Source organism: Morganella morganii (genome assembly GCF_041099235.1).
In the GTDB taxonomy this organism is placed as follows: Bacteria; Pseudomonadota; Gammaproteobacteria; order Enterobacterales; family Enterobacteriaceae; genus Morganella; species Morganella morganii_E.
Genome location: NZ_JBFZSO010000006.1, coordinates 16,901 through 39,267 on the forward strand (window position 1 = coordinate 16,901; position 22,367 = coordinate 39,267).

A 22,367-nucleotide genomic window follows, 5' to 3' on the forward strand; every position below is an offset into this window, starting at 1 on the left:
TTTTTGATTAACTGGTTGATAGATATTGCTATTTTTACAACCGTTGATCGCTATAAAATGTTAATTCAACTAATGTATTTTATGTTATGTGATTTTTGTCACGTTTCAGAAATGAGTTGCACGTCGTATTCCGAGGTAGGGTAGACTCTATTTTTTGTACGATTTGTGGTGGCGGCAAAGAAATTAAATTTTTATTCACTTTTTCGCTACTTATTGATTGAAAACAATCTGGCTGCCCGTATAATTTGCACGTTTTTGTCTCTTGACACTCTCGCTCAAAGGCAGTTTTATACATCATTCAGTAAGCCTGACCCCGGAAGGTGCACACGGAGAAACTAAATGTCATGTCTGTCTCCCTTTTCAACGGAAAATTGACCAAAAAACTGTTGTTTTTGCAGTTTATGACGTTTGTTGTTCTTAGTGCGCTTTTTTGCATAAAAAGTATCGAGTGGGGTGCTTCCGCGCTGGCCGGGGGAGTTGCCGCATGGATACCGAATGCGATTTTTTTGCTGATCAGTAACCGGCAGAAAGCGCATGAGGAACCGCAGTCGTACCGGATTGCATGGTTTTTTGTGGTAGGGGAAGGGTTTAAAGTTATCTTCGCGATAGCGATACTGATGATTGCTTTAGGAGTGTTTAAAGCGGCAGTTGCACCACTGGTCTTGACCTATTTAGCGGTGCTTTTCGTGCAGATTATCGCACCGGCCGTGCTAAGCGGTTAGCGGTTTTAACAACAAAGGGTAAGAGGCATCATGTCTGCATCAGGAGAAAGTTTAACCACAAAAGAGTATATCGGTGGCCACCTGAATAACCTTCAGCTGGACCTGAATACTTTCGAGTTGGTCAATCCCCATGCGAACGCGACTCCATCTTTTTGGACGCTGAACATTGACTCCCTTTTCTTCTCAGTCGTATTAGGTATTTTCTTTTTATGGCTTTTCAGAAGGGTGGCAAAGAAAGCGACAAGTGGCGTTCCCGGGAAATTTCAGACTGCGGTAGAAATGCTTATCGGCTTCGTTGACAGCAACGTCCGTGATATGTATCACGGCAAGAGCAAGGTTATTGCACCTCTCGCATTAACGGTGTTCGTGTGGGTGCTGCTGATGAACGCACTGGACTTATTACCAATCGACTTCATTCCGTATATCGGTGAACACATCCTCGGTTTACCTGCGCTGCGTATCGTTCCGACCGCAGACGTAAGTATCACACTGTCGATGGCGATTGGTGTATTCGTTCTTATCCTCTTTTACAGCTTCAAGATGAAAGGCGTGAAAGGATTTGCAAAAGAGCTGACATTACAGCCTTTTAATCATCCGTTATTCATTCCGGTCAACCTGATTCTGGAAGGGGTAAGCCTGCTGTCAAAACCTGTTTCCCTCGGTCTGCGACTGTTTGGGAACATGTATGCAGGTGAGCTGATCTTCATTCTTATTGCAGGTCTGCTACCGTGGTGGTCACAATGGTTACTGAGCCTTCCGTGGGCGATTTTCCACATACTGATTATTACGTTACAAGCCTTTATTTTCATGGTTCTGACGATCGTCTATCTGTCGATGGCGTCTGAAGAGCATTAATTTTATTACCAATAACTGTGATTTAACTGAAACAAACTGGAGACTGTCATGGAAAACCTGAATATGGATCTGCTGTACATGGCTGCCGCTGTAATGATGGGCCTGGCGGCTATCGGTGCTGCGATCGGTATCGGCATCCTCGGTGGGAAATTTTTAGAAGGCGCTGCACGCCAGCCGGATTTAATCCCTCTGCTGCGTACTCAGTTCTTCATCGTAATGGGTCTGGTTGACGCCATCCCGATGATCGCTGTAGGTCTGGGCTTGTATGTAATGTTTGCGGTTGCGTAGTGATACGGCCACTCCCGGATATTTACATCAACTCAATTAGATAAAGAGGTATTGTGCTGTGAATCTTAACGCAACAATCCTCGGCCAGGCCATCGCGTTTGTCCTGTTTGTTTTGTTCTGTATGAAGTATGTATGGCCACCGATCATGGCGGCCATTGAAAAACGTCAGAAAGAAATTGCTGACGGTTTATCTTCCGCAGAACGTGCTAAAAAGGACCTGGACTTAGCGCAAGCCAATGCGACCGACCAAATGAAAAAAGCGAAAGCGGAAGCATCTGCTCTGATCGAACAAGCGAATAAACAACGCGCTCAGATCATCGATGAGGCAAAAGCAGAAGCGGAAGTTGAGCGTAGCAAAATCGTAGCACAGGCACAGGCGGAAATTGACGCCGAACGCAAACGTGCTCGCGAAGAGTTACGTAAACAGGTCGCCATTTTAGCTGTCGCGGGTGCCGAGAAAATTATTGAACGTTCCGTGGATGAAGCTGCTAACAGCGACATCGTTGATAAACTTGTCGCTGAACTGTAAGGAGGATGGGGCATGTCAGAAATCGTTACTGTAGCTCGCCCCTACGCCAAAGCAGCTTTTGACTTTGCTGTGGAAAACCAGGCCGTTGAAAAATGGCAGAACATGCTGGCATTTACCGCGGAAGTGACACGCAATGAGCAGATCGAAGATCTGATTTCCGGTTCTTTTGCTCCGGAAACCCTGGCTCAGGCGTTTATCACTGTTTGCGGTGAGCAGATTGACGAGCATGTGCAGAACCTGGTTCGTATCATGGCTGAGAATGGTCGCTTAGTGACCCTGCCGGAAGTTAGCCGTCAGTTCGCAAAACTGCGGGCTGCGCTGGAGTCAACCGTTGAGGTTGAAGTCACTTCAGCCGGCGAACTCAATGAACAGCAGCTGGCGAAAATTTCTGCAGCGATGGAAAAACGTCTGTCACGCAAAGTTAAGCTGAATTGCAAAATTGATAAGTCAGTTATCGCGGGGTTTGTATTGCGCGCCGGTGACCTTGTCATCGACAACAGCATTCGCAATCGACTCGAGCGTTTAACCGACGTCTTGCAGTCTTAAGGGGACTGGAGCATATGCAACTGAATTCCACCGAAATCAGCGAACTGATCAAGCAGCGCATTGCTCAGTTCAATGTCGTGAGTGAAGCTCACAACGAAGGTACGATTGTCTCCGTCAACGACGGTATCATTCGTATCCACGGTTTAGCCGAAGTTATGCAGGGTGAGATGATCTCTCTGCCGGGCAACCGTTATGCTATCGCACTGAACCTGGAGCGCGACTCTGTTGGTGCGGTTGTGATGGGTCCTTATGCCGACCTGGCAGAAGGCATGAAAGTCAAATGTACCGGTCGTATTCTGGAAGTGCCGGTTGGCCGTGGCCTGTTAGGCCGTGTGGTCAACACCCTGGGTGAGCCTATCGATGGTAAAGGCCAGGTTGAGCACGATGGTTTCTCACCTGTCGAAGTTATCGCACCGGGTGTTATCGAACGTCAGTCCGTTGATCAGCCTGTACAGACCGGTTATAAGTCTGTCGATGCGATGATTCCAATCGGCCGTGGTCAGCGTGAGCTGATTATCGGTGACCGTCAGACCGGTAAAACCGCACTGGCAATCGATGCCATCATCAACCAGCGTGATTCCGGCATCAAATGTATTTACGTCGCAATTGGTCAGAAAGCGTCCACTATTGCTAACGTTGTCCGTAAATTAGAAGAGCACAATGCGCTGGCCAACACGATTGTTGTGGTCGCGAGTGCGTCTGAATCTGCGGCACTGCAATACCTGGCTCCGTATTCCGGTTGTGCAATGGGTGAATACTTCCGTGACCGCGGTGAAGACGCGTTAATCATTTATGATGACCTGTCAAAACAAGCGGTTGCTTACCGTCAGATCTCCCTGCTGCTCCGTCGTCCGCCTGGACGTGAAGCATATCCGGGTGACGTTTTCTATCTGCACTCCCGTCTGCTGGAACGTGCTGCGCGTGTTAACGCGGAATATGTGGAAGCGTTTACCAAGGGTGAAGTGAAAGGCAAAACCGGTTCTCTGACCGCGCTGCCAATCATCGAAACTCAGGCAGGGGACGTATCAGCGTTCGTTCCGACTAACGTTATCTCCATCACTGATGGTCAGATCTTCCTGGAATCCGCGCTGTTCAACGCCGGTATCCGTCCTGCGGTTAACCCGGGGATCTCCGTATCCCGTGTGGGTGGTGCAGCACAGACCAAGATCATGAAAAAACTGTCCGGTGGTATCCGTACCGCTCTGGCACAGTATCGTGAACTGGCGGCGTTCTCACAGTTCGCATCTGACCTTGATGATGCAACCCGTAAACAGCTTGACCACGGTCAGAAAGTTACCGAGTTGCTGAAACAGAAACAGTATGCACCAATGTCAGTGGCACAACAGTCTCTGTCACTGTATGCAGCTGAGCGTGGTTACCTGGAAGATATCGAAATTTCGAAAGTCGTGCCGTTTGAAGCTGCTCTGATTGGCTACGCCACTCGTGAACATGCTGATCTTCTGAAAGAAATCGACCAGACGGGTAGCTATAACGATGATATCGAAGCGAAGTTGAAAAACGTGCTCGATACCTTCAAGGCGACTCAGTCCTGGTAATACTAAACGGCCTGTGTGAACAGTACAGGCCGTCTGGTTCATGAGGAGAGCAAATGGCCGGCGCAAAAGAGATACGTTCTAAGATCGCCAGCGTACAAAATACGCAGAAGATCACTAAAGCGATGGAAATGGTCGCGGCGTCCAAAATGCGTAAAACGCAGGACCGCATGGCGGCCAGCCGTCCTTATGCAGAGACCATCCGCAGTGTGATTGGTCACATTGCATTGGGTAATCTGGAATATAAACATCCATACCTCGAAGAACGCGAGGTTAAGCGTGTCGGGTACCTGGTTGTTTCTACCGACCGTGGTTTGTGTGGTGGTTTGAACATTAACCTGTTCAAGAAGCTGATTGTCGAAATGAAAGACTGGTCTGACAAAGGTGTTCAGACTGATCTGGCTCTGATCGGGTCCAAAGCAACATCATTCTTCTCCTCTGTGGGCGGGAATGTGGTTGCTCAGGTAACCGGCATGGGGGATGACCCGTCGCTGGCTGACCTTATCGGTTCGGTAAAAGTCATGCTTCAGGCCTACGACGAAGGTCGTCTTGACAAGCTGTACATTGTAACTAACCGGTTTGTGAATACCATGTCTCAGGTTCCGACCATTGTTCAGGTTCTGCCGTTACCGCCAAGCGATGACGAAAGCCTGAAGAAGAAAACCTGGGATTATTTATACGAACCTGATCCTAAAGCGTTACTGGATTCCCTTTTACGGCGCTACATCGAAGCGCTGGTATACCAGGGCGTTGTGGAAAACCTGGCCAGTGAGCAGGCCGCCCGTATGGTTGCAATGAAAGCTGCAACTGATAACGGCGGTAACATGATCAAAGAGCTGAATTTAGTTTACAACAAAGCGCGTCAGGCAAGCATTACACAAGAACTCACCGAGATTGTGTCCGGTGCTGCCGCGGTTTAACACCCGGGTTTTACGAATTACGTAGAGGATTCAAGATGGCTACTGGAAAAATCATCCAGGTTATCGGCGCCGTTGTGGACGTCGAATTTCCTCAGGATGCAGTACCGAAAGTGTACGATGCGCTTGAGGTAACAAATGGTAAAGAAAAACTGGTGCTGGAAGTTCAGCAGCAGTTAGGCGGCGGGGTTGTCCGTTGTATCGCTATGGGTACATCTGATGGTCTGAGCCGTAATCTGGAAGTAACCGATTTAGGCCACCCGATCGAAGTCCCTGTCGGCGTGAAAACCTTAGGACGTATCATGAACGTTCTGGGTGATCCGATCGATATGAAAGGTGACATCGGCGCAGAAGAAAAATGGTCTATTCACCGTGCTGCACCAACATACGAAGAACTGTCTAACTCCCAGGAACTGCTGGAAACAGGTATCAAAGTAATGGACCTGATCTGCCCGTTCGCTAAGGGTGGTAAAGTCGGTCTGTTCGGTGGTGCGGGTGTGGGTAAAACCGTAAACATGATGGAACTGATCCGTAACATCGCGATCGAGCACTCCGGTTACTCTGTATTCGCAGGGGTCGGTGAGCGTACCCGTGAAGGTAACGACTTCTATCATGAAATGACAGACTCCAACGTTCTGGACAAAGTATCACTCGTGTACGGCCAGATGAACGAGCCACCGGGAAACCGTCTGCGCGTTGCTCTGACCGGTCTGACCATGGCGGAAAAATTCCGTGATGAAGGCCGCGACGTACTGCTGTTCGTTGATAACATCTACCGTTATACCCTGGCTGGTACTGAAGTATCCGCGCTGTTAGGCCGTATGCCTTCAGCGGTAGGTTACCAGCCGACACTGGCGGAAGAAATGGGTGTGCTTCAGGAACGTATCACCTCGACCAAAACAGGCTCTATCACGTCTGTACAGGCCGTTTACGTCCCTGCGGATGACTTAACTGACCCGTCTCCTGCAACTACGTTCGCCCACCTTGATGCGACCGTCGTTCTGAGCCGTCAGATTGCGTCTCTGGGTATCTACCCTGCGGTTGACCCGCTGGATTCCACCAGCCGTCAGCTTGACCCGCTCGTTGTTGGTCAGGAGCACTACGATGTTGCCCGTGGCGTACAGTCAATCCTCCAGCGTTATCAGGAACTGAAAGATATCATCGCAATCCTCGGGATGGATGAGCTGTCAGAAGAAGATAAACTGGTTGTTGCCCGTGCCCGTAAAATCCAGCGCTTCCTGTCTCAGCCGTTCTTCGTGGCAGAAGTCTTCACCGGTTCACCGGGTAAGTTCGTTTCCCTGAAAGACACAATCCGTGGCTTTAAAGGCATCCTGGAAGGTGATTACGATCATCTGCCGGAGCAGGCGTTCTACATGGTTGGTACCATCGAAGAAGCTGTGGAAAAAGCGAAGAAGATTTAATCCGGTTGACAGGAGGCTGATATGTCTGCAATGACGTTTCACCTGACGGTAGTAAGTGCCGAAAAACAACTGTTTAAGGGCTTAGTCCAGAAGATTCAGGTGACAGGCAGTGAAGGTGAGCTGGGTATTTACCCGATGCATACCCCGCTGCTGACTGCCATAAAACCGGGCATGGTACGGATTGTTAAGCAATTTGGTGAAGAAGAGCTTATCTACCTTTCAGGCGGAATGCTCGAAGTACAGCCAAACGGCGTTATCGTACTTGCGGACACGGCTATCCGTGCAAACGATCTGGATGCTGCACTGGCGATGGAATCAAAACGCCGCGCAGAAGAAAACATCCGGAAAGCACATGGTGACGTGGATTATGCTCAGGCATCAGCTGAACTGGCAAAAGCAATTGCAAAATTACGTGTAATTGACGAATTAGCCAAGAAGATGATGTAACCGAGGCAGTTAAAATATAAAAGCCAGTCAGTATCCGCTGACTGGCTTTTTTGCGTTGCGAAATATGTGGTATTTTCGTGTGTAAACAGGTTTACTTGGCACTCTAAAAGAGGAGCGATCAGATTTCTTATGTCTACGAATGCTAAAAGTGTGGTAATTCTCGCTGCGGGTAAAGGTACCCGGATGTACTCCGCGCTGCCGAAGGTATTGCATCACCTGGCGGGCAAACCTATGGTTCAGCATGTGATTGATACTGCCCTTTCACTGGGCGCACAGAACGTGCATCTGGTTTACGGACACGGCGGTGATTTATTACAGAATACGCTGGCGGATCAGAATCTGAACTGGGTTTTACAGGCAGAACAACTGGGAACCGGGCATGCGATGCAGCAGGCTGCACCTCACTTTGCCGATGACGAAGATATTCTGATGCTGTACGGCGATGTTCCGCTGATCGCGGCTGAAACCCTGGAACGCCTGATGGCGGTCAAACCGGAAGGCGGTATTGGTCTGCTGACGGTGATCCTGGATAACCCGGCGGGCTACGGCCGTATTATCCGCGAAAACGGTCAGGTGACCGGGATAATCGAACAGAAAGATGCCTCTGAAGAGCAGCAGAAAATCAACGAAATCAACACCGGTATTCTGGTTGCCAACGGCGGTGATCTCAAACGCTGGTTAGCAAAACTGAACAACAATAATGCGCAGGGTGAATTTTATATCACCGATATTATTGCCATTGCGCATCAGGAAGGGCATCGTATTGAGACCGCTCATCCGGAAAAACTGAGTGAAATGGAAGGGGTGAATAACCGCCTTCAGCTCGCGGCGCTGGAACGTATTTATCAGCGTGAACAGGCTGATCGCCTGTTACTCGAAGGTGTCATGATCCTTGATCCGGCGCGTTTTGATCTGCGCGGCACCCTGACACACGGTAAAGACGTCATCATCGACGTGAATGTCATTATCGAAGGCAATGTGACTCTCGGTAATAATGTGGTGATTGGCGCCGGTTGTGTGCTGAAAGATTGTGTTATTGGTGACGGCTCTGTGCTCAGCCCGTATACCGTGGTGGAATCATCCGAAATGGCCCGTGACTGTACTGTCGGTCCGTTTGCCCGTCTGCGTCCCGGCTCTGTGCTGGCGGATAAAGCTCATGTCGGCAACTTTGTCGAAATGAAGAAAGCGACACTCGGCACCGGCTCCAAAGCCGGACATCTCAGCTACCTGGGGGATGCGGAAATCGGTAACGATGTGAATATCGGTGCCGGAACTATCACCTGTAACTATGATGGCGCAAACAAATTCAAAACCGTGATCGGCGATGATGTTTTTGTCGGCTCTGATACCCAACTGGTGGCACCGGTCACTATCGGGAAAGGCGCGACCGTCGGTGCCGGTACAACCGTAACAAAAGATGTGGGTGATAATGAACTGGTGATAAGCCGGGTCAGACAAACCCAGATTGCCGGCTGGAAACGCCCGGTAAAAATGAAAAAGTAAATACAATAATAACCCCATATCTACACAGCCCGGGGACACGGCAACGCCGTAAAAACAATCAGGCAGGACATCGTTAAATCAGGAATTTACAACTATGTGTGGAATTGTTGGTGCAGTAGCACAACGTGATATCGCTGAAATTCTGTTAGAAGGGCTTCGTCGTCTGGAATACCGCGGGTATGACTCTGCCGGTATGGCGGTTGTGGACAGCGAAGGGCACCTGACCCGCCTGCGTGAAGTCGGTAAAGTAAAAATGCTGGCGGAAGAAGCAGAAAAAACGCCGGTTTCCGGCGGCACCGGTATCGCGCACACACGCTGGGCAACGCATGGTGAGCCTCTGGAACGCAACGCACACCCGCATGTTTCCGGAAATATCGCCGTTGTTCATAACGGTATTATTGAAAATTACAGTGAATTACGGGAATTACTGAAAGGCCGCGGCTATCAGTTCACATCCGACACAGACACTGAAGTTATCGCACACCTGGTGAACTGGGAACATGCACAGGGCGGTACGCTGCGTGAAGCCGTACAGCGTGCTATCCCGCAGCTGCGCGGTGCATACGGTACGGTAATTATGGATTCCCGCACACCGGAACTGCTGGTTGCTGCCCGTTCAGGCAGCCCGCTGGTGGTCGGTCTGGGTGTCGGTGAAAACTTCCTCGCCTCTGATCAGCTGGCGCTGCTGCCGGTTACCCGCCGCTTTATCTACCTGGAAGAAGGGGATATAGTTGAAATCACCCGCCGTCATGTTCATATTTTTGACCGTAATGGTGATGAAACTGAGCGTGATGTGATTGAATCCAACGTTCAGTATGATGCCGGTGATAAAGGTATTTACCGTCATTACATGCAGAAAGAGATCTATGAGCAGCCGCTGGCCATCAAAAACACGATGGAAGGGCGACTGCGCAATGAAACGGTTGAATTCAGCGAGCTGGGTGAAAAAGCCCGTGATGTGCTGTCCGGTATCGAGCATATCCAGATTGTCGCCTGCGGTACCTCATTCAACGCCGGGATGGTCTCCCGCTACTGGTTTGAAGCACTGGCGGGTATTCCGTGTGATGTCGAAATCGCCTCTGAATTCCGTTACCGCAAACCGGCCTGCCGCAAGAACAGCCTGCTGATCACTATTTCACAATCCGGTGAAACCGCAGATACTCTGGCTGCACTGCGTCTGGGTAAAGAATTGGGTTATCTGACCTCACTGGCTATCTGTAACGTTGCCGGTTCATCGCTGGTACGTGAATCTGATTTTGCCGTGATGACCAAAGCCGGGACTGAAATCGGTGTGGCCTCCACCAAGGCATTCACTACTCAGCTGACTGTTCTGCTGATGCTGGTGGCTTACCTCGGCCGCCTGAAAGGCAAAGGTGAAGCGCTGGAGCACAGTATTGTGACTGCACTGCATGCGCTGCCGAGCCGTATCGAGAGCATGCTGTCCCAGGACAAAGTCATCGAGCAGCTGGCGGAAGATTTCTCTGACAAGAGCCACGCACTGTTCCTGGGCCGCGGGGATCAGTTCCCGATCGCGGTGGAAGGCGCACTGAAGCTCAAAGAGATCTCCTATATCCACGCAGAAGCGTATGCCGCCGGTGAATTGAAACACGGCCCGCTGGCGCTGATTGATGCGGATATGCCGGTCATTATCGTGGCACCAAACAACGAACTGCTGGAAAAACTGAAATCCAACATTGAAGAAGTCCGTGCCCGTGGTGGTCTGCTGTATGTCTTCGCAGATAAAGACGCCGGTTTCAGCGACAGCGAAAATATGAAAATTATTCCGCTGCCGTATGTGGAAGAGCTTATTGCCCCAATCTTCTACACCATCCCGTTACAACTGCTTTCCTATCACGTCGCCTTAATTAAAGGCACCGATGTGGATCAGCCGCGTAACCTGGCGAAATCAGTGACAGTTGAGTAAGCTGAGCCTGATTTAGTTTCAGATAATTAATTAGTAAAGCCCGGCGCGTATCATTGTGATGTTCGCCGGGCTTTTTCTATTCCGCCATTCTCATCCTTAAGAAAAATAACATCATTATTTGACTAACAATCATATTTATAAACTAAATGTGATTAGGTTCACTTACTTATCAGTAATAGAATTTGAATTTATTTCTTTAATAACCAATTATATAGAAAGCCAAAATAAAAAATAAATTAAGATTCAGGCACTAAAAATATCGCAAAATACCAATACTGGAGTAAGTTATGCTTAAACATATCAGTATAAGAACCGTCATTGTCGTCTTTCTCATCTGTAATTTCACTACAATTAATATTATCTTTCTCTTACCCCTGTCTGCACTAATTAAATTAGTAATGCTTAATATTGTTAGTGTTTTTACGTTCGCCTGCTCATGGTTTTACATTACAAAGTATCTGGTGATGCCGATTAATGCCGTGAAAAACAGTATTGATGAGGTCAACGCCGGTAACTTGTCGGTGCGGATCCCGGTATTTGGTAATAACTGTGCCGGACGCCTGATCCCCGGGGTGAATCAGCTGGCAGAAAGCCTTTCTCTGCTGGTCAGTGAGATCCGCAGCTCATCAGATTCTGCATCTGTGTTGTCTGAGCAGCTGGCAATGCGCAGTTTTGAGCTGTCTGCCAAGACAGAGCAGCAATCGGCCATGCTGGTGGAAACAGCGGCCAATATGGAGGAGATTGCCGCCGGAACTAAAAATAATGCGGAGAATACGGTGCTGGTCAGTGAGCATGCACAGGAAGCAACCGTGTTTGCCGGACATGGCGGTAAGCTGATGGAGGAAGTGGCCACCAATATGCATTCTATTAATGAGTGCACCAATAAGATGACTGAAATAATCACCCTGATTGATTCCATTGCCTTCCAGACCAACATTCTGGCGCTGAATGCTGCTGTAGAGGCCGCCCGTGCCGGTGAGCACGGCAGAGGCTTTACTGTGGTCGCCGGTGAGGTCAGAAATCTGGCTCACCGCAGTTCAGAATCAGCCAAAAATATTAAATCCCTGATTGCGGTGACAACCGATAATGTTAAGCAGGGAGAGGATATTGTCCACCGTGCCGAAGTGAATATGAATAAGATTGTTGAGGGGGCGGAGCGGGTAAACGGCCTGATGGCGCAGATCTCTGTTTCCACACAGCAGCAGCAACAGGGGATTGAGCAGATAGCAACGGCCCTTTCCGAGCTGGAACAGGCAACTCAGGGCAGTGTGATGATCGCCGATGAGCTTGCCGGTTCTTCTGATGCGCTTAAGGCTCAGGTTGCGGATTTACAGTCACGGACACGGGATTTCCGCCTGACGGATCATGCCGCTGCTCAGCCGCATAACAAACCGGGATTAAATACCGGTAAACGGGTCACGAGGTTTGCCGCATCAGCTCAGGCATGATTACCGAAAACCTGAATTGCCTGTTGTAATCGCGAGGAGCGCCTTGTCAGTTCAGTGGTGGCACCGGTGACATTATTGACCATTTCAGTATTGTTGCCGGTCATGGTACCGATACGGGCGACGGATTCATTGATAAGCTCCAGTGCCTGAGTCTGTTCTTTGGTGGCAAGACCGATTTCATTGATCATGGATGACATCTTCAGCACATCGGTGACCATTTCCCCGAGCTGGGTTTCAGTCTGCTCTGCCATTGTCACGCCGGTGCGGACATTGGCCGCGTTTTTCTCAATCAGGGTTTTGATCTCTTTGGCGGCAGAGGCGGAATGCAGCGCCAGGTTGCGTACCTCTGCCGCCACAACAGAAAAGCCCCGTCCGGCATCCCCTGCACGGGCTGCTTCCACCGATGCATTCAGCGCCAGAATATTAGTCTGAAAAGCAATACGGTCAATCACGCCGATGATATCAACAATCTGATTATTATCCGCAGAAATGGTATGCATCATATCGATGGTTTTCTGCATGGTTTCGTTGCTTTGAGTTGCACTGTTACTCGCATTACCGGCGATATTCATCGTCAGATAAACACTCTCGGCAGTCTGCTGCACCGCACTGCTGATTTCCTCAATGGCGACCGCAGTTTGCTGCAGATGGGCGGATGCCTCTTCAGAGCGGGTATGCAGCGCGGTGGTTTCCTGTGAAACCCGCTGGTTGATAGCGCGGATCCCGGCAACCTGGGTGCTGACATCATCCACCAGCGAGTTCAGATTAAGTCCTGACTGATTCACCAGGCGCATCAGCAGTCCGATTTCATCAACTCTGTCCATGTGTACCGGATCCGGTTTCCGCCCGGAAACGACTTTTTTCATCTGTGACAGCAGTAATTTAACCGGCTGAGAGACTTGTGACTGAAGGTAAACCGACAGCAGAATAAATAAAGCCGCCACACCACCTGCCTGAATAAACGGATTTAACGGTGAAAATACCAGAGCAAGGGTTAATAGCATTACAGTTAATAAGGAATAATTAATCCGCTGCCCGACAGGCAGCCATTTCAGTAATGATAAAAATGCCAGTTTACCTTTGCGGATAATAATACCTTTAAAAAAACGATATCCGTTTAATTTATTACTCTTTAACCTGCTGTAAAGTGAGGCACTTTTTTTTATTTCATCACGGGTTGGTACTGTCCGGACAGAAATATAGCCTGTCAGTTTTTTATCGTGCCAGACCGGGGTGACATTTGCCCGCACCCAGTAATGGTCGCCGTTACGGCAGCGGTTCTTGATAATACCTGTCCAGCTGTCACCCTGCTGCAGGGTATACCACATATCGGCAAAGGCGGCCGGGGGCATGTCCGGGTGGCGGATAATATTGTGAGGCTGTCCGGTTAATTGCCCTTCCTCAAACCCGCTTGCGGTAATAAATGCAGAGTTTGCATAGGTTATATGGCTCTGAGTGTCAGTGGTTGACATTAATATTGCATTGTCGTTAAGCGAGTATTCATGCTGTGTGACTGGCATGTTGTTTTTCATGATAACCCCGGGTGATATAAAATAATTAACAAATAGCCCTCCGTACTGTAAAAAACAGTACAGAATGGTTGTTTTATTTTTGGGCTAATATATTAGTAATTGACCGGGAAATATAGATTTTTTTATTTTTAAAAATTATTTTTTGTCATAGAGATGAAACAATTTAAGCGATCTTTAATTATTAAATTAATATTATATTTATTCTTGTTTGTTGATGTGACAACAGTTTTTATGTTATTCGTTTTTTATATTGGATAGGGATTTTAAATTTAAATAAATCTCAGTTTCGGAATTTTTAAATCATTACTTAACCGTAATTTTCAGTGAAGACAATAGCCGTGTTTTTAAGGTAAATGTGTACCGGTTATCTGACCGGGTGATCCGGAATGTGGCGCAGCGTCATTTCGGCGACATTCAGTGATTCCGGAAGGGCGATACGGTAAGTGCAGAACACTTTTCTCAGATTCATGTCCACAACGACGGTGTCGAGCTGTAAATTTTTCGGGATGGAAAACCCGAGACCGGAGCCGATAAACACAAACAGGTTCTCCACCGGAACATAAAACAGCACATGCTGGCGTTCAATTTCAGTGGCGGAGACCAGACCGAACAGTTTCAGCGGCAGTTTATTACCGGCTTTAAGATGCGGGATTTGCAGTGTCGGGTGGGCACCGCACCAGTAATTGAGGTTATCCGGTGTCTGCGGCGGGAGTGAGGACACCGGGTCGTAATCACCGGCGTACTCTGTCCGTCCCTGCCAGGTCCGGCCGAAAAAACCGAAACCGTCCGGGCGGAGTATCTGACTGATATGTTCTGCCGGGATATCCGGGGATTCTATCTGATGCGCCGGTAACTGTGTTTTATCACACTGAGCCAGAAATTCCGCCGGGTACCAGCCCATACCGATCGGGTTTGCCGGAGAGGTAAAAATGGTATCACCGGCACTGTATGTACCGCCGGAGGCATGCTCATAACGGATCTCAAGATAACGTACCGGTTCAGATTCCGTGAGAAACCATTCGTTATCCTCTTTTATCCAGTAACGGGGACCGAATATGCGCAGGGCTTTCTGATATTTTCCGATCTGAATACCGACATCAAAAACCGGAACCGGATTATTTTCCGGCACAAACGCCGTGGCGTTAATGACAATATCGGTTTTGGGTTTATAAGGGGCTAAATCACTTTCGTATTCAATACTGGTATCAACCATTTCATCGTAGCTGACATCTGTATAATTCAGCATGGATTGTTCCGGGGAAATAATAAGCTGACTCTGACCATCACGGTTATTTATCCGGATATCATAGGTAATACGTGATGCAACGATATGAAATGTATCATGTTGCTGATTATCGCTGTCATAATTGAGTGCCGGAAAAATAGTGTGATTGATAAAATTCATGACATTAGCCTTTATAACAGATAAAAAATCACAATAATAAGTAATTTCCCTCGGGCTGATGTAATACAGGGCAGATATAATAGTATCCTATGTATAAACACGATATTTTTACGGATTCAGCCGATTTTTAATATCGCTAATGTAGTCTTTTTCCGGGAAAAGAATATAAGAGTTAACCGATATTCTTTTTATTATTTACCGCCCGCACCGCAGGCGGTAAATAAATGTTTATCAGCCGGAAAAATTGAGACAGGCTGCGCCCCGGGCTCCGCCGGAATCCCCGTAACGGGCTTTATGAATGGCGGGCAGTGAGGCAACACCGTAGAGGTACTGCGGCAGGTATTCCGGCAGCAGGCGGTAAATCTCCTCAAACTGTGATAATCCGCCGCCGATCACCAGCAAATCAGGATCAAAAACACTCAGCACATTTCCCAGGTAGTGCGCAAGCAGCGACATATACCGCTCAACGTGCAGTTTCGCATTATGATCACCATCGTAGTAACGGGCGATAATATCAACCGCACTGAGTTTTTCGCCGTAAAATGCCGTGAAAATCCGCTCAAATCCCGGGCCGGAAAGATAGGTTTCAAAACAGCCGGTTTTTCCGCAGCCGCAGAGAGTCTCCGGAACCTGATGGCCGAGAAGTTTATCCCCTTCCAGCGTCATATTGATGTGGCCGATTTCGCCGGCGATACCATTTTTCCCCGGCAACACGGTCCCGTTAATCACAAAGCCGCCGCCGACACCGGTACCGAGGATCAGTCCCAGTACTGTCGGGTAGTGGCGGAATGCCGGATCCCAGGCTTCGGAGAGTGCAAAGCAGTTGGCGTCATTTTCAATTTTTACCGGGCGCTGCAGTATCGTTTCCAGATCATGGCGCAGCGGCTGATACTGAGCGGCAGGCACATTGGTGGTAAACACCGTTCCTTTTTCATGATTCACAATGCCGGGAACGCCGATACCGATTTTTCCTTTGCATCCGAGTTCGCTATCCGCCTGTTCTGTCAGTTGTCTGAACGCTTCAAGCAGCGCGGCGTAGCTCTCTTTCGGTGTCGCGATACGCTTTTGCCAGACCGGTTCCAGTGCTTCATTAAAAACGGCAAGCTCAATTTTTGTCCCGCCCATATCAAAACCGTAATACATGATGATTCCGCCCTGTTCTGATCACTGTTGTGTTATCCCCAGCATAAAGCACCGGCGGCCGGATGAGAACCCGTCGTCTGATATAAGTCCCGCTTCTGAACAGCAGGGGATCATCAATAAATTCACTTGCACCGTTATTCATATTTTGTCAGGTTAAGAGTATTGCAAACGCAGTTCAGATGAGAATAAAAGGAAACATCACGATGAAAAATGTGGGATTTGTCGGCTGGCGCGGGATGGTGGGGTCTGTGCTGATGCAGCGCATGACAGAAGAGCGGGATTTTGACGGGATCCGTCCGGTATTCTTCTCAACCTCGCAGAGCGGCGGGGAAGCGCCGTCATTCGGCGGGCACCGCAGCACGTTACAGGACGCATTTGATATTGATGCACTTCGCGCGCTCGACATTATTATCAGCTGCCAGGGCGGCGATTACACCAATGATGTCTATCCGAAGCTGCGTCAGAGCGGCTGGGACGGCTACTGGATTGATGCGGCATCAGCACTGCGGATGAATGATGATGCAATCATTATTCTCGACCCGGTGAATGGTAAGCATATAGAAGAAGGGCTGAACCGCGGCATTAAAACATTTGTCGGCGGTAACTGTACGGTCAGTCTGATGCTGATGTCACTGGGCGGCCTGTTTGAGGCGGATCTGGTGGAGTGGGCTTCTGTGGCAACTTACCAGGCGGCATCCGGTGCCGGTGCGCGTCATATGCGTGAGCTGCTGGTGCAGATGGGAGCACTGAACGCCCATGTGGTGAAAGAGTTACAGGACCCGGCTTCCGCGATTCTGGATATTGAACGCAAAGTCACTGAATTTACCCGCAGCGGCGCATTACCGGCGGAACAGTTCGGTGTGCCGCTGGCCGGGAGCCTGATCCCGTGGATTGATAAGCAGCTGGATAACGGCCAGAGCCGTGAAGAATGGAAAGGGCAGGCGGAAGCCAACAAAATCCTGTCACGCGGTCAGAATATTATTCCGGTGGATGGCCTGTGTGTCCGTATCGGCGCTCTGCGCTGCCACAGCCAGGCATTTACCCTGAAACTGAAGAAAGATCTGCCGGTTGCGGAGATTGAGTCATTGCTGGCTGCCCATAATGAGTGGGTTCGCGTGGTACCGAATGATCGCGATATTACCGTGCGTGAGCTGACCCCGGCGGCGGTCACCGGCACACTGAAAACGCCGGTCGGGCGCATCCGTAAACTGAATATGGGGCCGGATTATATCTCTGCGTTTACTGTGGGTGACCAGCTTCTGTGGGGAGCCGCAGAGCCGTTACGCAGAATGCTGAATATTTTACTGAAATAACGATAATCATCTAAAGATAGTTTATGGTGTAGACCCATGTGTTGAATTTTTCACATGGGTCATTTTTTTTGTTTACTCTTTGCTTCTTTTGCAGTATCTGCATCTTCTTACTGACTGAACCGGTTAAACAACGGGGTGTATGTGTTTTTTGCGGCTGAACAATACCAGTCAGGTCTATATTACCGGGATCATTGGTACATTCCGTTTATTGTTTGTTATTTGCGCAAAATGCGCCGGTAACATTTCATTCCTGTTCCGTTTTTATTTTATTGTTAAAACTGTACATATAATGTGTTGTATATTCCCGGAGGCTGTTTTATAGCAGATATTTAATCTTTCTGAGAATTAAAATCTGCGTTAATAGCTGTTGAGACTGACTTAATGTTTATATTTAGTTGTATGTTTTAAATCACCCGCTGTATTTGTCTCTTTCTTGTTTTTTTGTCTGCTGTTCCCGGCGCTGTAAAAATGGCTTGATTCGGGTAATAAAAAAAGACGCTGATTTCTGATCCTCTGTACCGCCCGCTTTTTCCTGTTGTTCATTCTTCCTTCGTTAATTTTAGTCTGTGAGTTTCTTATATAAACATACTCCCGTTTCACAAAACCGTAACGAAATAAATAAATGTTTCTTTTGTGTTAATCCGGTTTTTTATTAACAGAATTTATTTATTATCGCAGTGATTAAATTAGTTTACATAAGAAAACGTAATTATTAACCTGTTTTACGGATTTGAAAGTTGCGCATTTCATAAGCTAATATACGTATGTTGCTTCACTGAATGTACATTTTTCAGCAGGGTATACCCTATTTTTCCGTAATTTCCCGTGTTCAGAGTGAAAGCAGCGTTAATTAATTTTAACTATCAATAAGTGATCTGAGAAGGAGGTTTTATGTCTCTTCATGCAGTGAAAGGTAAAAATAGTTCAGAATTTATTGATATTTATGCATCAACGGACTCGGATGCAAAACTCCCGAAATACAAAATGCCGGACGACAGCAGTGACCCGCGGATTATTTACAGTGTGGTCCGTGACGAATTATTGCTGGATGGTAATTCCCGTCAGAACCTGGCGACATTTTGTACAACCTGGATTGAGGATGAAGTCAAACAGCTGATGACGGACAGTGTCGATAAAAACATGATCGACAAAGACGAATATCCGCAAACCGCTGAAATTGAAAGCCGCTGTGTGCATATTATTGCCGACCTGTGGAATTCCCCGCAGGCACAGGAAACTATCGGCTGCTCTACCACCGGCTCCAGTGAGGCGGCGATGCTCGGCGGGCTGGCAATGAAATGGCGCTGGCGTAAAAACCGCGAAAAACAGGGGAAAGAGACCGGTAAGCCGAACCTGGTAACCGGCCCAGTACAGGTATGCTGGGAAAAGTTTGCCCGTTATTTTGATGTGGAACTGCGGCAGATCCCGCTGGAAGGCGATGCTCTCGGTATGCAGCCATCTGATCTGCGCAAATATTGTGATGAAAATACTATCGGCGTGGTGGCGACACTGGGGGTCACGTTTACCGGGATTTATGAGCCGGTGGCGGAACTGGCAAAAGAACTGGATGCAATACAACGGGATACCGGTCTTGATATTCCGCTGCATGTTGACGGGGCCAGCGGCGGGTTTATCGCGCCGTTTATCCAGCCGGAACTGGTGTGGGATTTCCGGATTGAACGGGTGAAATCCATTAACAGCTCCGGACACAAATACGGCCTGTCACCGCTGGGTGTCGGCTGGGTGGTCTGGCGCAGCAAAGAAGATCTGCCGGAAGAGCTGGTTTTCAATGTCGATTATCTCGGCGGCAATATGCCGACATTTGCACTGAATTTTTCCCGTCCCGGCGGGCAAATCATTGCACAGTATTATAACTTCCTGCGTCTGGGACGCGCCGGTTATACCAAAATTCAGCAGGCGTGTGCAGATACTGCGCAATGGCTTGCGGATGAACTGAACAAGCTGGGGATTTTCGACCTGGTGTATGACGGCCGCGGCGCACTGCCGGCAGTAGCTTACAAGCTGAAACCGGGCGTGACACAGTTTAATCTGTATGACCTTTCCGACCGCATCCGCACACGCGGCTGGCTGATAGCCTCTTATCCGCTCCCGGCGGACAGAGAAAAAACCGTTGTTCAGCGCATTATGATCCGCCACGGTGTCAGCCGTGATCTGGCCGCACTGCTGCTGGATGATATCAAGCGGGCTATCGATCACTTCAGGCAAAATCCGGTGGTGAATTCCACGGCTAAAGCAACCTTCCATCACGGTTAATTAACAACGACCTCCGGCTGGTATCCGCAGCCGGAGGCTCTCACTCATTATCCTCCGGGGTGCTTTTATGACTGATACTTCAACCAAAAAACCGTCTTCCGGTGCAGCGAAACTGACTGTCGGCACACTTATCGTCATGAATATTGTGGCGGTGGTGAGCCTGCGCGGTTTGCCTGCCGAAGCGGAATACGGTCTCAGTGCGATTTTCTATTATCTGTTTGCAGCGGTGTTCTTTCTGATCCCCGTATCACTGGTTGCAGCTGAACTGGCTACCGGCTGGTCGGAGAAAGGCGGGGTGTTCCGCTGGGTCGGCGAGGCGTTCGGGCCGCGTCTGGCGTTTCTGGCAATGGCGATGCTGTGGATTGAGGTGACGGTCTGGTTCCCGACCGGGCTGACATTCGGGGCGGTATCACTCGCCTTTATCAATCCGCATCAGGCATTTGATGAAGCGCTGGCGGCCAATAAATTCTTTGTGCTCGGTGTTGTGCTGTTTATCTACTGGCTGGCGACGTTTATTGCCTTTAAAGGGGTCGGCGCATTTGCCCGGGTATCAAAATGGGGCGGGATTATCGGGACGATTGTTCCGGCGATCATTCTGATTGTGCTCGGTTTCTCCTACCTGTTCAGCGGCCAGACACCGCAGATTGACCTGGCGTGGGATCAGGTTCTGCCGGATTTCTCAAACTTCGATAACATTGTGCTGGCGGCCAGTATTTTCCTGTTTTATGCAGGTATGGAAATGAACGCCATTCACGTGAAGGACATTGATAACCCGACAAAAAACTACCCGAAAGCCATTATTCTGGCGGCGGCGGGTACGGTGGCTATCTTTGTGCTGGGCACACTGGCGATCGCCTTTATCATTCCTCAGTCCGATATCAGCCTGACCCAGAGTCTGCTGGTGGCTTACGATGACATGTTCAAATGGGCACATATTCCGTGGATGGGACCGATTGTCGCCGTCATGCTGGCTATTGGTGTGCTGGCAAGTGTGGTGACCTGGGTTGCCGGGCCGTCTTCCGGTCTTCTGGAAGTGGCGAAAGCGGGCTATCTGCCGCACTGGTTCCAGCATACCAACAAGAACGGGATGGCAACACATATCCTGCTGGTACAGGCTGTGCTGGTCTCTCTGCTGGCGGTGCTGTTTGTGGTGCTGCCGTCCGTGCAGGCGGCTTATCAGATCCTCAGTCAGCTGACGGTTATTCTCTATCTGGTTATGTATATGCTGATGTTCAGCGCTGCGATTTACCTGCGCTTCAGTCAGCCGCAGCGTGCCCGTCCGTACCGGATCCCCGGTGGTAATGCAGGGATGATTATCCTCGGTGGTATGGGGTTGCTTGGTTCATTAACCGCGTTTCTGTTCAGTTTTATCCCGCCGGCACAGATTGCGGTCGGCAGCCCGGAAGTGTATGTGGGGGCGCTGATCGGACTGACCGTTCTGTTCGTTCTTCTTCCGTTTGTTGTTTATCAGATCCGTAAACCCGGCTGGCGTGATCCGGACAGTGATTTCGCACCGTTTACATGGGAAAACAAAGGAAAAGCATCATGACGGATTTAACCGCTATCAAACAGGCAGTGACCAATGCCTGGCAGCAGTTTCATCAGGCGCCGGGCGGCGCGAATGCGGATTATATTCCGTTCCTGGCCAATATTCCGTCTGACCTGGCGGCAGTTGCGGTAGTCACTGTGCAGGGGGATGTGATCAGCAGTGGTGATGCCGATTACCGGTTTGCTATCGAGTCAATTTCCAAAGTCTGCACGCTGGCACTGGCGCTGGAGGATATCGGCCCGCAGGCGGTTCAGGATCAGATTGGTGCCGATCCGACCGGGCTGCCGTTTAACTCCGTGATGGCGCTGGAACTGCATAACGACAAGCCGTTGTCGCCGCTGGTGAATGCCGGTGCGATCGCGACCGTCAGTGCGGTCACCGCAAAATCCGCCGATGAACGCTGGCAGCGCATTCTGACCATGCAACGCCGTCTCGGGTCGGAGAATATCGCACTGTCAGACGAACTGAATCAGTCGGAGCAGACCACCAATTTCCATAACCGGGGCATATCCTGGTTGCTGTATTCGGCTCAGAATCTCTATTGTGATCCGATGGAGGCCTGTGATGTGTATACCCGCCAGTGTTCCACACTGCTGACCACCAAAGAGCTGGCCACAATGGGGGCGACACTGGCCGGACACGGCAAAAACCCGGTAACCGGTGAGCAGGTGCTGAACCCGGCTCATACCCCGTTTATCCTGGCAGAAATGACTATGGAAGGGCTGTATGGCCGCTCCGGTGACTGGGCATACACGGTCGGGTTACCGGGTAAAAGCGGGGTCGGCGGGGGGATCCTCGCAGTGGTACCGGGTGTAATGGGTATCGCGGCATTTTCACCGCCGCTGGATGATGATGGAAACAGCGTCAGAGGCCAGAAAATGGTGGCTTCGGTTGCCGCTGCACTGGGATATAACCTTTACCGGTGATCCCGCTGATAACGATAACGCCCGGATTTCCGGGCGTTATCGGATATAGATAAACACCAGCGGCAGCATATG

The 22,367-nt window shown here is 49.5% G+C and carries 19 protein-coding genes; 16 read left to right on the forward strand and 3 right to left on the reverse strand.

Features of this window, described 5'->3' with window-relative positions; translation table 11 throughout:
- Window positions 1-344 precede the first annotated feature (344 nt).
- From atpI to AB7038_RS11365, 12 genes are all read left to right on the forward strand, one after another.
- On the forward strand, window positions 345-722 hold the full coding sequence (gene atpI / locus AB7038_RS11310; RefSeq protein WP_004236739.1) for a F0F1 ATP synthase subunit I: 378 nt from the start codon (window positions 345-347) through the stop codon (window positions 720-722).
- A 30-nt stretch (window positions 723-752) separates the two neighbouring features.
- Window positions 753-1,577, forward strand: coding sequence for a F0F1 ATP synthase subunit A (gene atpB / locus AB7038_RS11315; protein ID WP_004236738.1), 825 nt, complete (start codon window positions 753-755; stop codon window positions 1,575-1,577).
- Between the two features lie 48 nt (window positions 1,578-1,625).
- Complete coding sequence (gene atpE / locus AB7038_RS11320; protein WP_000429386.1) at window positions 1,626-1,865, forward strand: F0F1 ATP synthase subunit C; 240 nt, start codon at window positions 1,626-1,628, stop codon at window positions 1,863-1,865.
- Window positions 1,866-1,923: 58 nt separating this feature from the next.
- Window positions 1,924-2,394: a F0F1 ATP synthase subunit B gene (gene atpF, locus AB7038_RS11325; protein ID WP_072871640.1), complete on the forward strand. Its 471-nt coding sequence runs from the start codon at window positions 1,924-1,926 to the stop codon at window positions 2,392-2,394.
- A 12-nt stretch (window positions 2,395-2,406) separates the two neighbouring features.
- Entirely contained in the window at window positions 2,407-2,940 is a 534-nt protein-coding gene (atpH, locus tag AB7038_RS11330) for a F0F1 ATP synthase subunit delta (RefSeq protein WP_072871638.1), read from the forward strand.
- Between the two features lie 14 nt (window positions 2,941-2,954).
- Window positions 2,955-4,496 carry a F0F1 ATP synthase subunit alpha gene (atpA, locus tag AB7038_RS11335; RefSeq protein ID WP_368889598.1) on the forward strand — a complete coding sequence of 514 codons (1,542 nt, stop codon included), beginning with the start codon at window positions 2,955-2,957 and terminating at the stop codon, window positions 4,494-4,496.
- A gap of 53 nt (window positions 4,497-4,549) precedes the next feature.
- The gene (gene atpG, locus AB7038_RS11340) at window positions 4,550-5,413 is read left to right on the forward strand and encodes a F0F1 ATP synthase subunit gamma (protein WP_368889597.1); all 864 of its coding nucleotides are present in this window, start codon (window positions 4,550-4,552) and stop codon (window positions 5,411-5,413) included.
- A 35-nt stretch (window positions 5,414-5,448) separates the two neighbouring features.
- Window positions 5,449-6,831: a F0F1 ATP synthase subunit beta gene (gene atpD, locus AB7038_RS11345; RefSeq protein ID WP_004236732.1), complete on the forward strand. Its 1,383-nt coding sequence runs from the start codon at window positions 5,449-5,451 to the stop codon at window positions 6,829-6,831.
- A 21-nt stretch (window positions 6,832-6,852) separates the two neighbouring features.
- Window positions 6,853-7,278 (forward strand): F0F1 ATP synthase subunit epsilon, encoded by a 426-nt coding sequence (locus AB7038_RS11350; RefSeq protein ID WP_004236731.1) that lies wholly within the window; start codon window positions 6,853-6,855, stop codon window positions 7,276-7,278.
- 129 nt (window positions 7,279-7,407) lie between these two features.
- A complete protein-coding gene (gene glmU / locus AB7038_RS11355; RefSeq protein WP_369453333.1) occupies window positions 7,408-8,781 on the forward strand; it encodes a bifunctional UDP-N-acetylglucosamine diphosphorylase/glucosamine-1-phosphate N-acetyltransferase GlmU in 1,374 nt (457 codons plus the stop codon).
- A gap of 94 nt (window positions 8,782-8,875) precedes the next feature.
- On the forward strand, window positions 8,876-10,705 hold the full coding sequence (gene glmS / locus AB7038_RS11360; RefSeq protein WP_369453334.1) for a glutamine--fructose-6-phosphate transaminase (isomerizing): 1,830 nt from the start codon (window positions 8,876-8,878) through the stop codon (window positions 10,703-10,705).
- 287 nt (window positions 10,706-10,992) lie between these two features.
- Window positions 10,993-12,153, forward strand: a complete 1,161-nt coding sequence (locus tag AB7038_RS11365) for a methyl-accepting chemotaxis protein (protein WP_368889594.1) — start codon at window positions 10,993-10,995, stop codon at window positions 12,151-12,153.
- On the opposite strand, the gene AB7038_RS11370 is transcribed toward AB7038_RS11365, so the two are convergent.
- From AB7038_RS11370 to nagK, 3 genes are all read right to left on the reverse strand, one after another.
- Window positions 12,144-13,685: a methyl-accepting chemotaxis protein gene (locus AB7038_RS11370; RefSeq protein WP_369453335.1), complete on the reverse strand. Its 1,542-nt coding sequence runs from the start codon at window positions 13,683-13,685 to the stop codon at window positions 12,144-12,146. The two genes, AB7038_RS11365 and AB7038_RS11370, sit on opposite strands and share 10 nt — an antisense overlap.
- Window positions 13,686-14,049: 364 nt before the next feature.
- Window positions 14,050-15,090, reverse strand: a complete 1,041-nt coding sequence (locus AB7038_RS11375) for a DUF2169 domain-containing protein (protein WP_368889592.1) — start codon at window positions 15,088-15,090, stop codon at window positions 14,050-14,052.
- A 231-nt stretch (window positions 15,091-15,321) separates the two neighbouring features.
- Window positions 15,322-16,233 (reverse strand): N-acetylglucosamine kinase, encoded by a 912-nt coding sequence (gene nagK / locus AB7038_RS11380; RefSeq protein ID WP_036424344.1) that lies wholly within the window; start codon window positions 16,231-16,233, stop codon window positions 15,322-15,324.
- 203 nt (window positions 16,234-16,436) lie between these two features.
- Here nagK and asd point away from each other — a divergent pair, with 203 nt between their 5' ends.
- The 4 genes from asd (at window position 16,437) to glsA (ending at window position 22,295) form a co-directional block, all read left to right on the forward strand.
- A complete protein-coding gene (gene asd, locus AB7038_RS11385; protein WP_368889591.1) occupies window positions 16,437-17,546 on the forward strand; it encodes an aspartate-semialdehyde dehydrogenase in 1,110 nt (369 codons plus the stop codon).
- An 891-nt stretch (window positions 17,547-18,437) separates the two neighbouring features.
- On the forward strand, window positions 18,438-19,820 hold the full coding sequence (locus AB7038_RS11390; RefSeq protein ID WP_369453336.1) for a glutamate decarboxylase: 1,383 nt from the start codon (window positions 18,438-18,440) through the stop codon (window positions 19,818-19,820).
- A 67-nt stretch (window positions 19,821-19,887) separates the two neighbouring features.
- Window positions 19,888-21,369 (forward strand): putative glutamine/gamma-aminobutyrate antiporter GadC, encoded by a 1,482-nt coding sequence (gadC, locus tag AB7038_RS11395; RefSeq protein ID WP_369453337.1) that lies wholly within the window; start codon window positions 19,888-19,890, stop codon window positions 21,367-21,369.
- Window positions 21,366-22,295 (forward strand): glutaminase A, encoded by a 930-nt coding sequence (glsA, locus tag AB7038_RS11400; RefSeq protein WP_337152905.1) that lies wholly within the window; start codon window positions 21,366-21,368, stop codon window positions 22,293-22,295. Before gadC ends, glsA begins: the two co-directional genes overlap by 4 nt.
- Window positions 22,296-22,367: the final 72 nt, after the last annotated feature.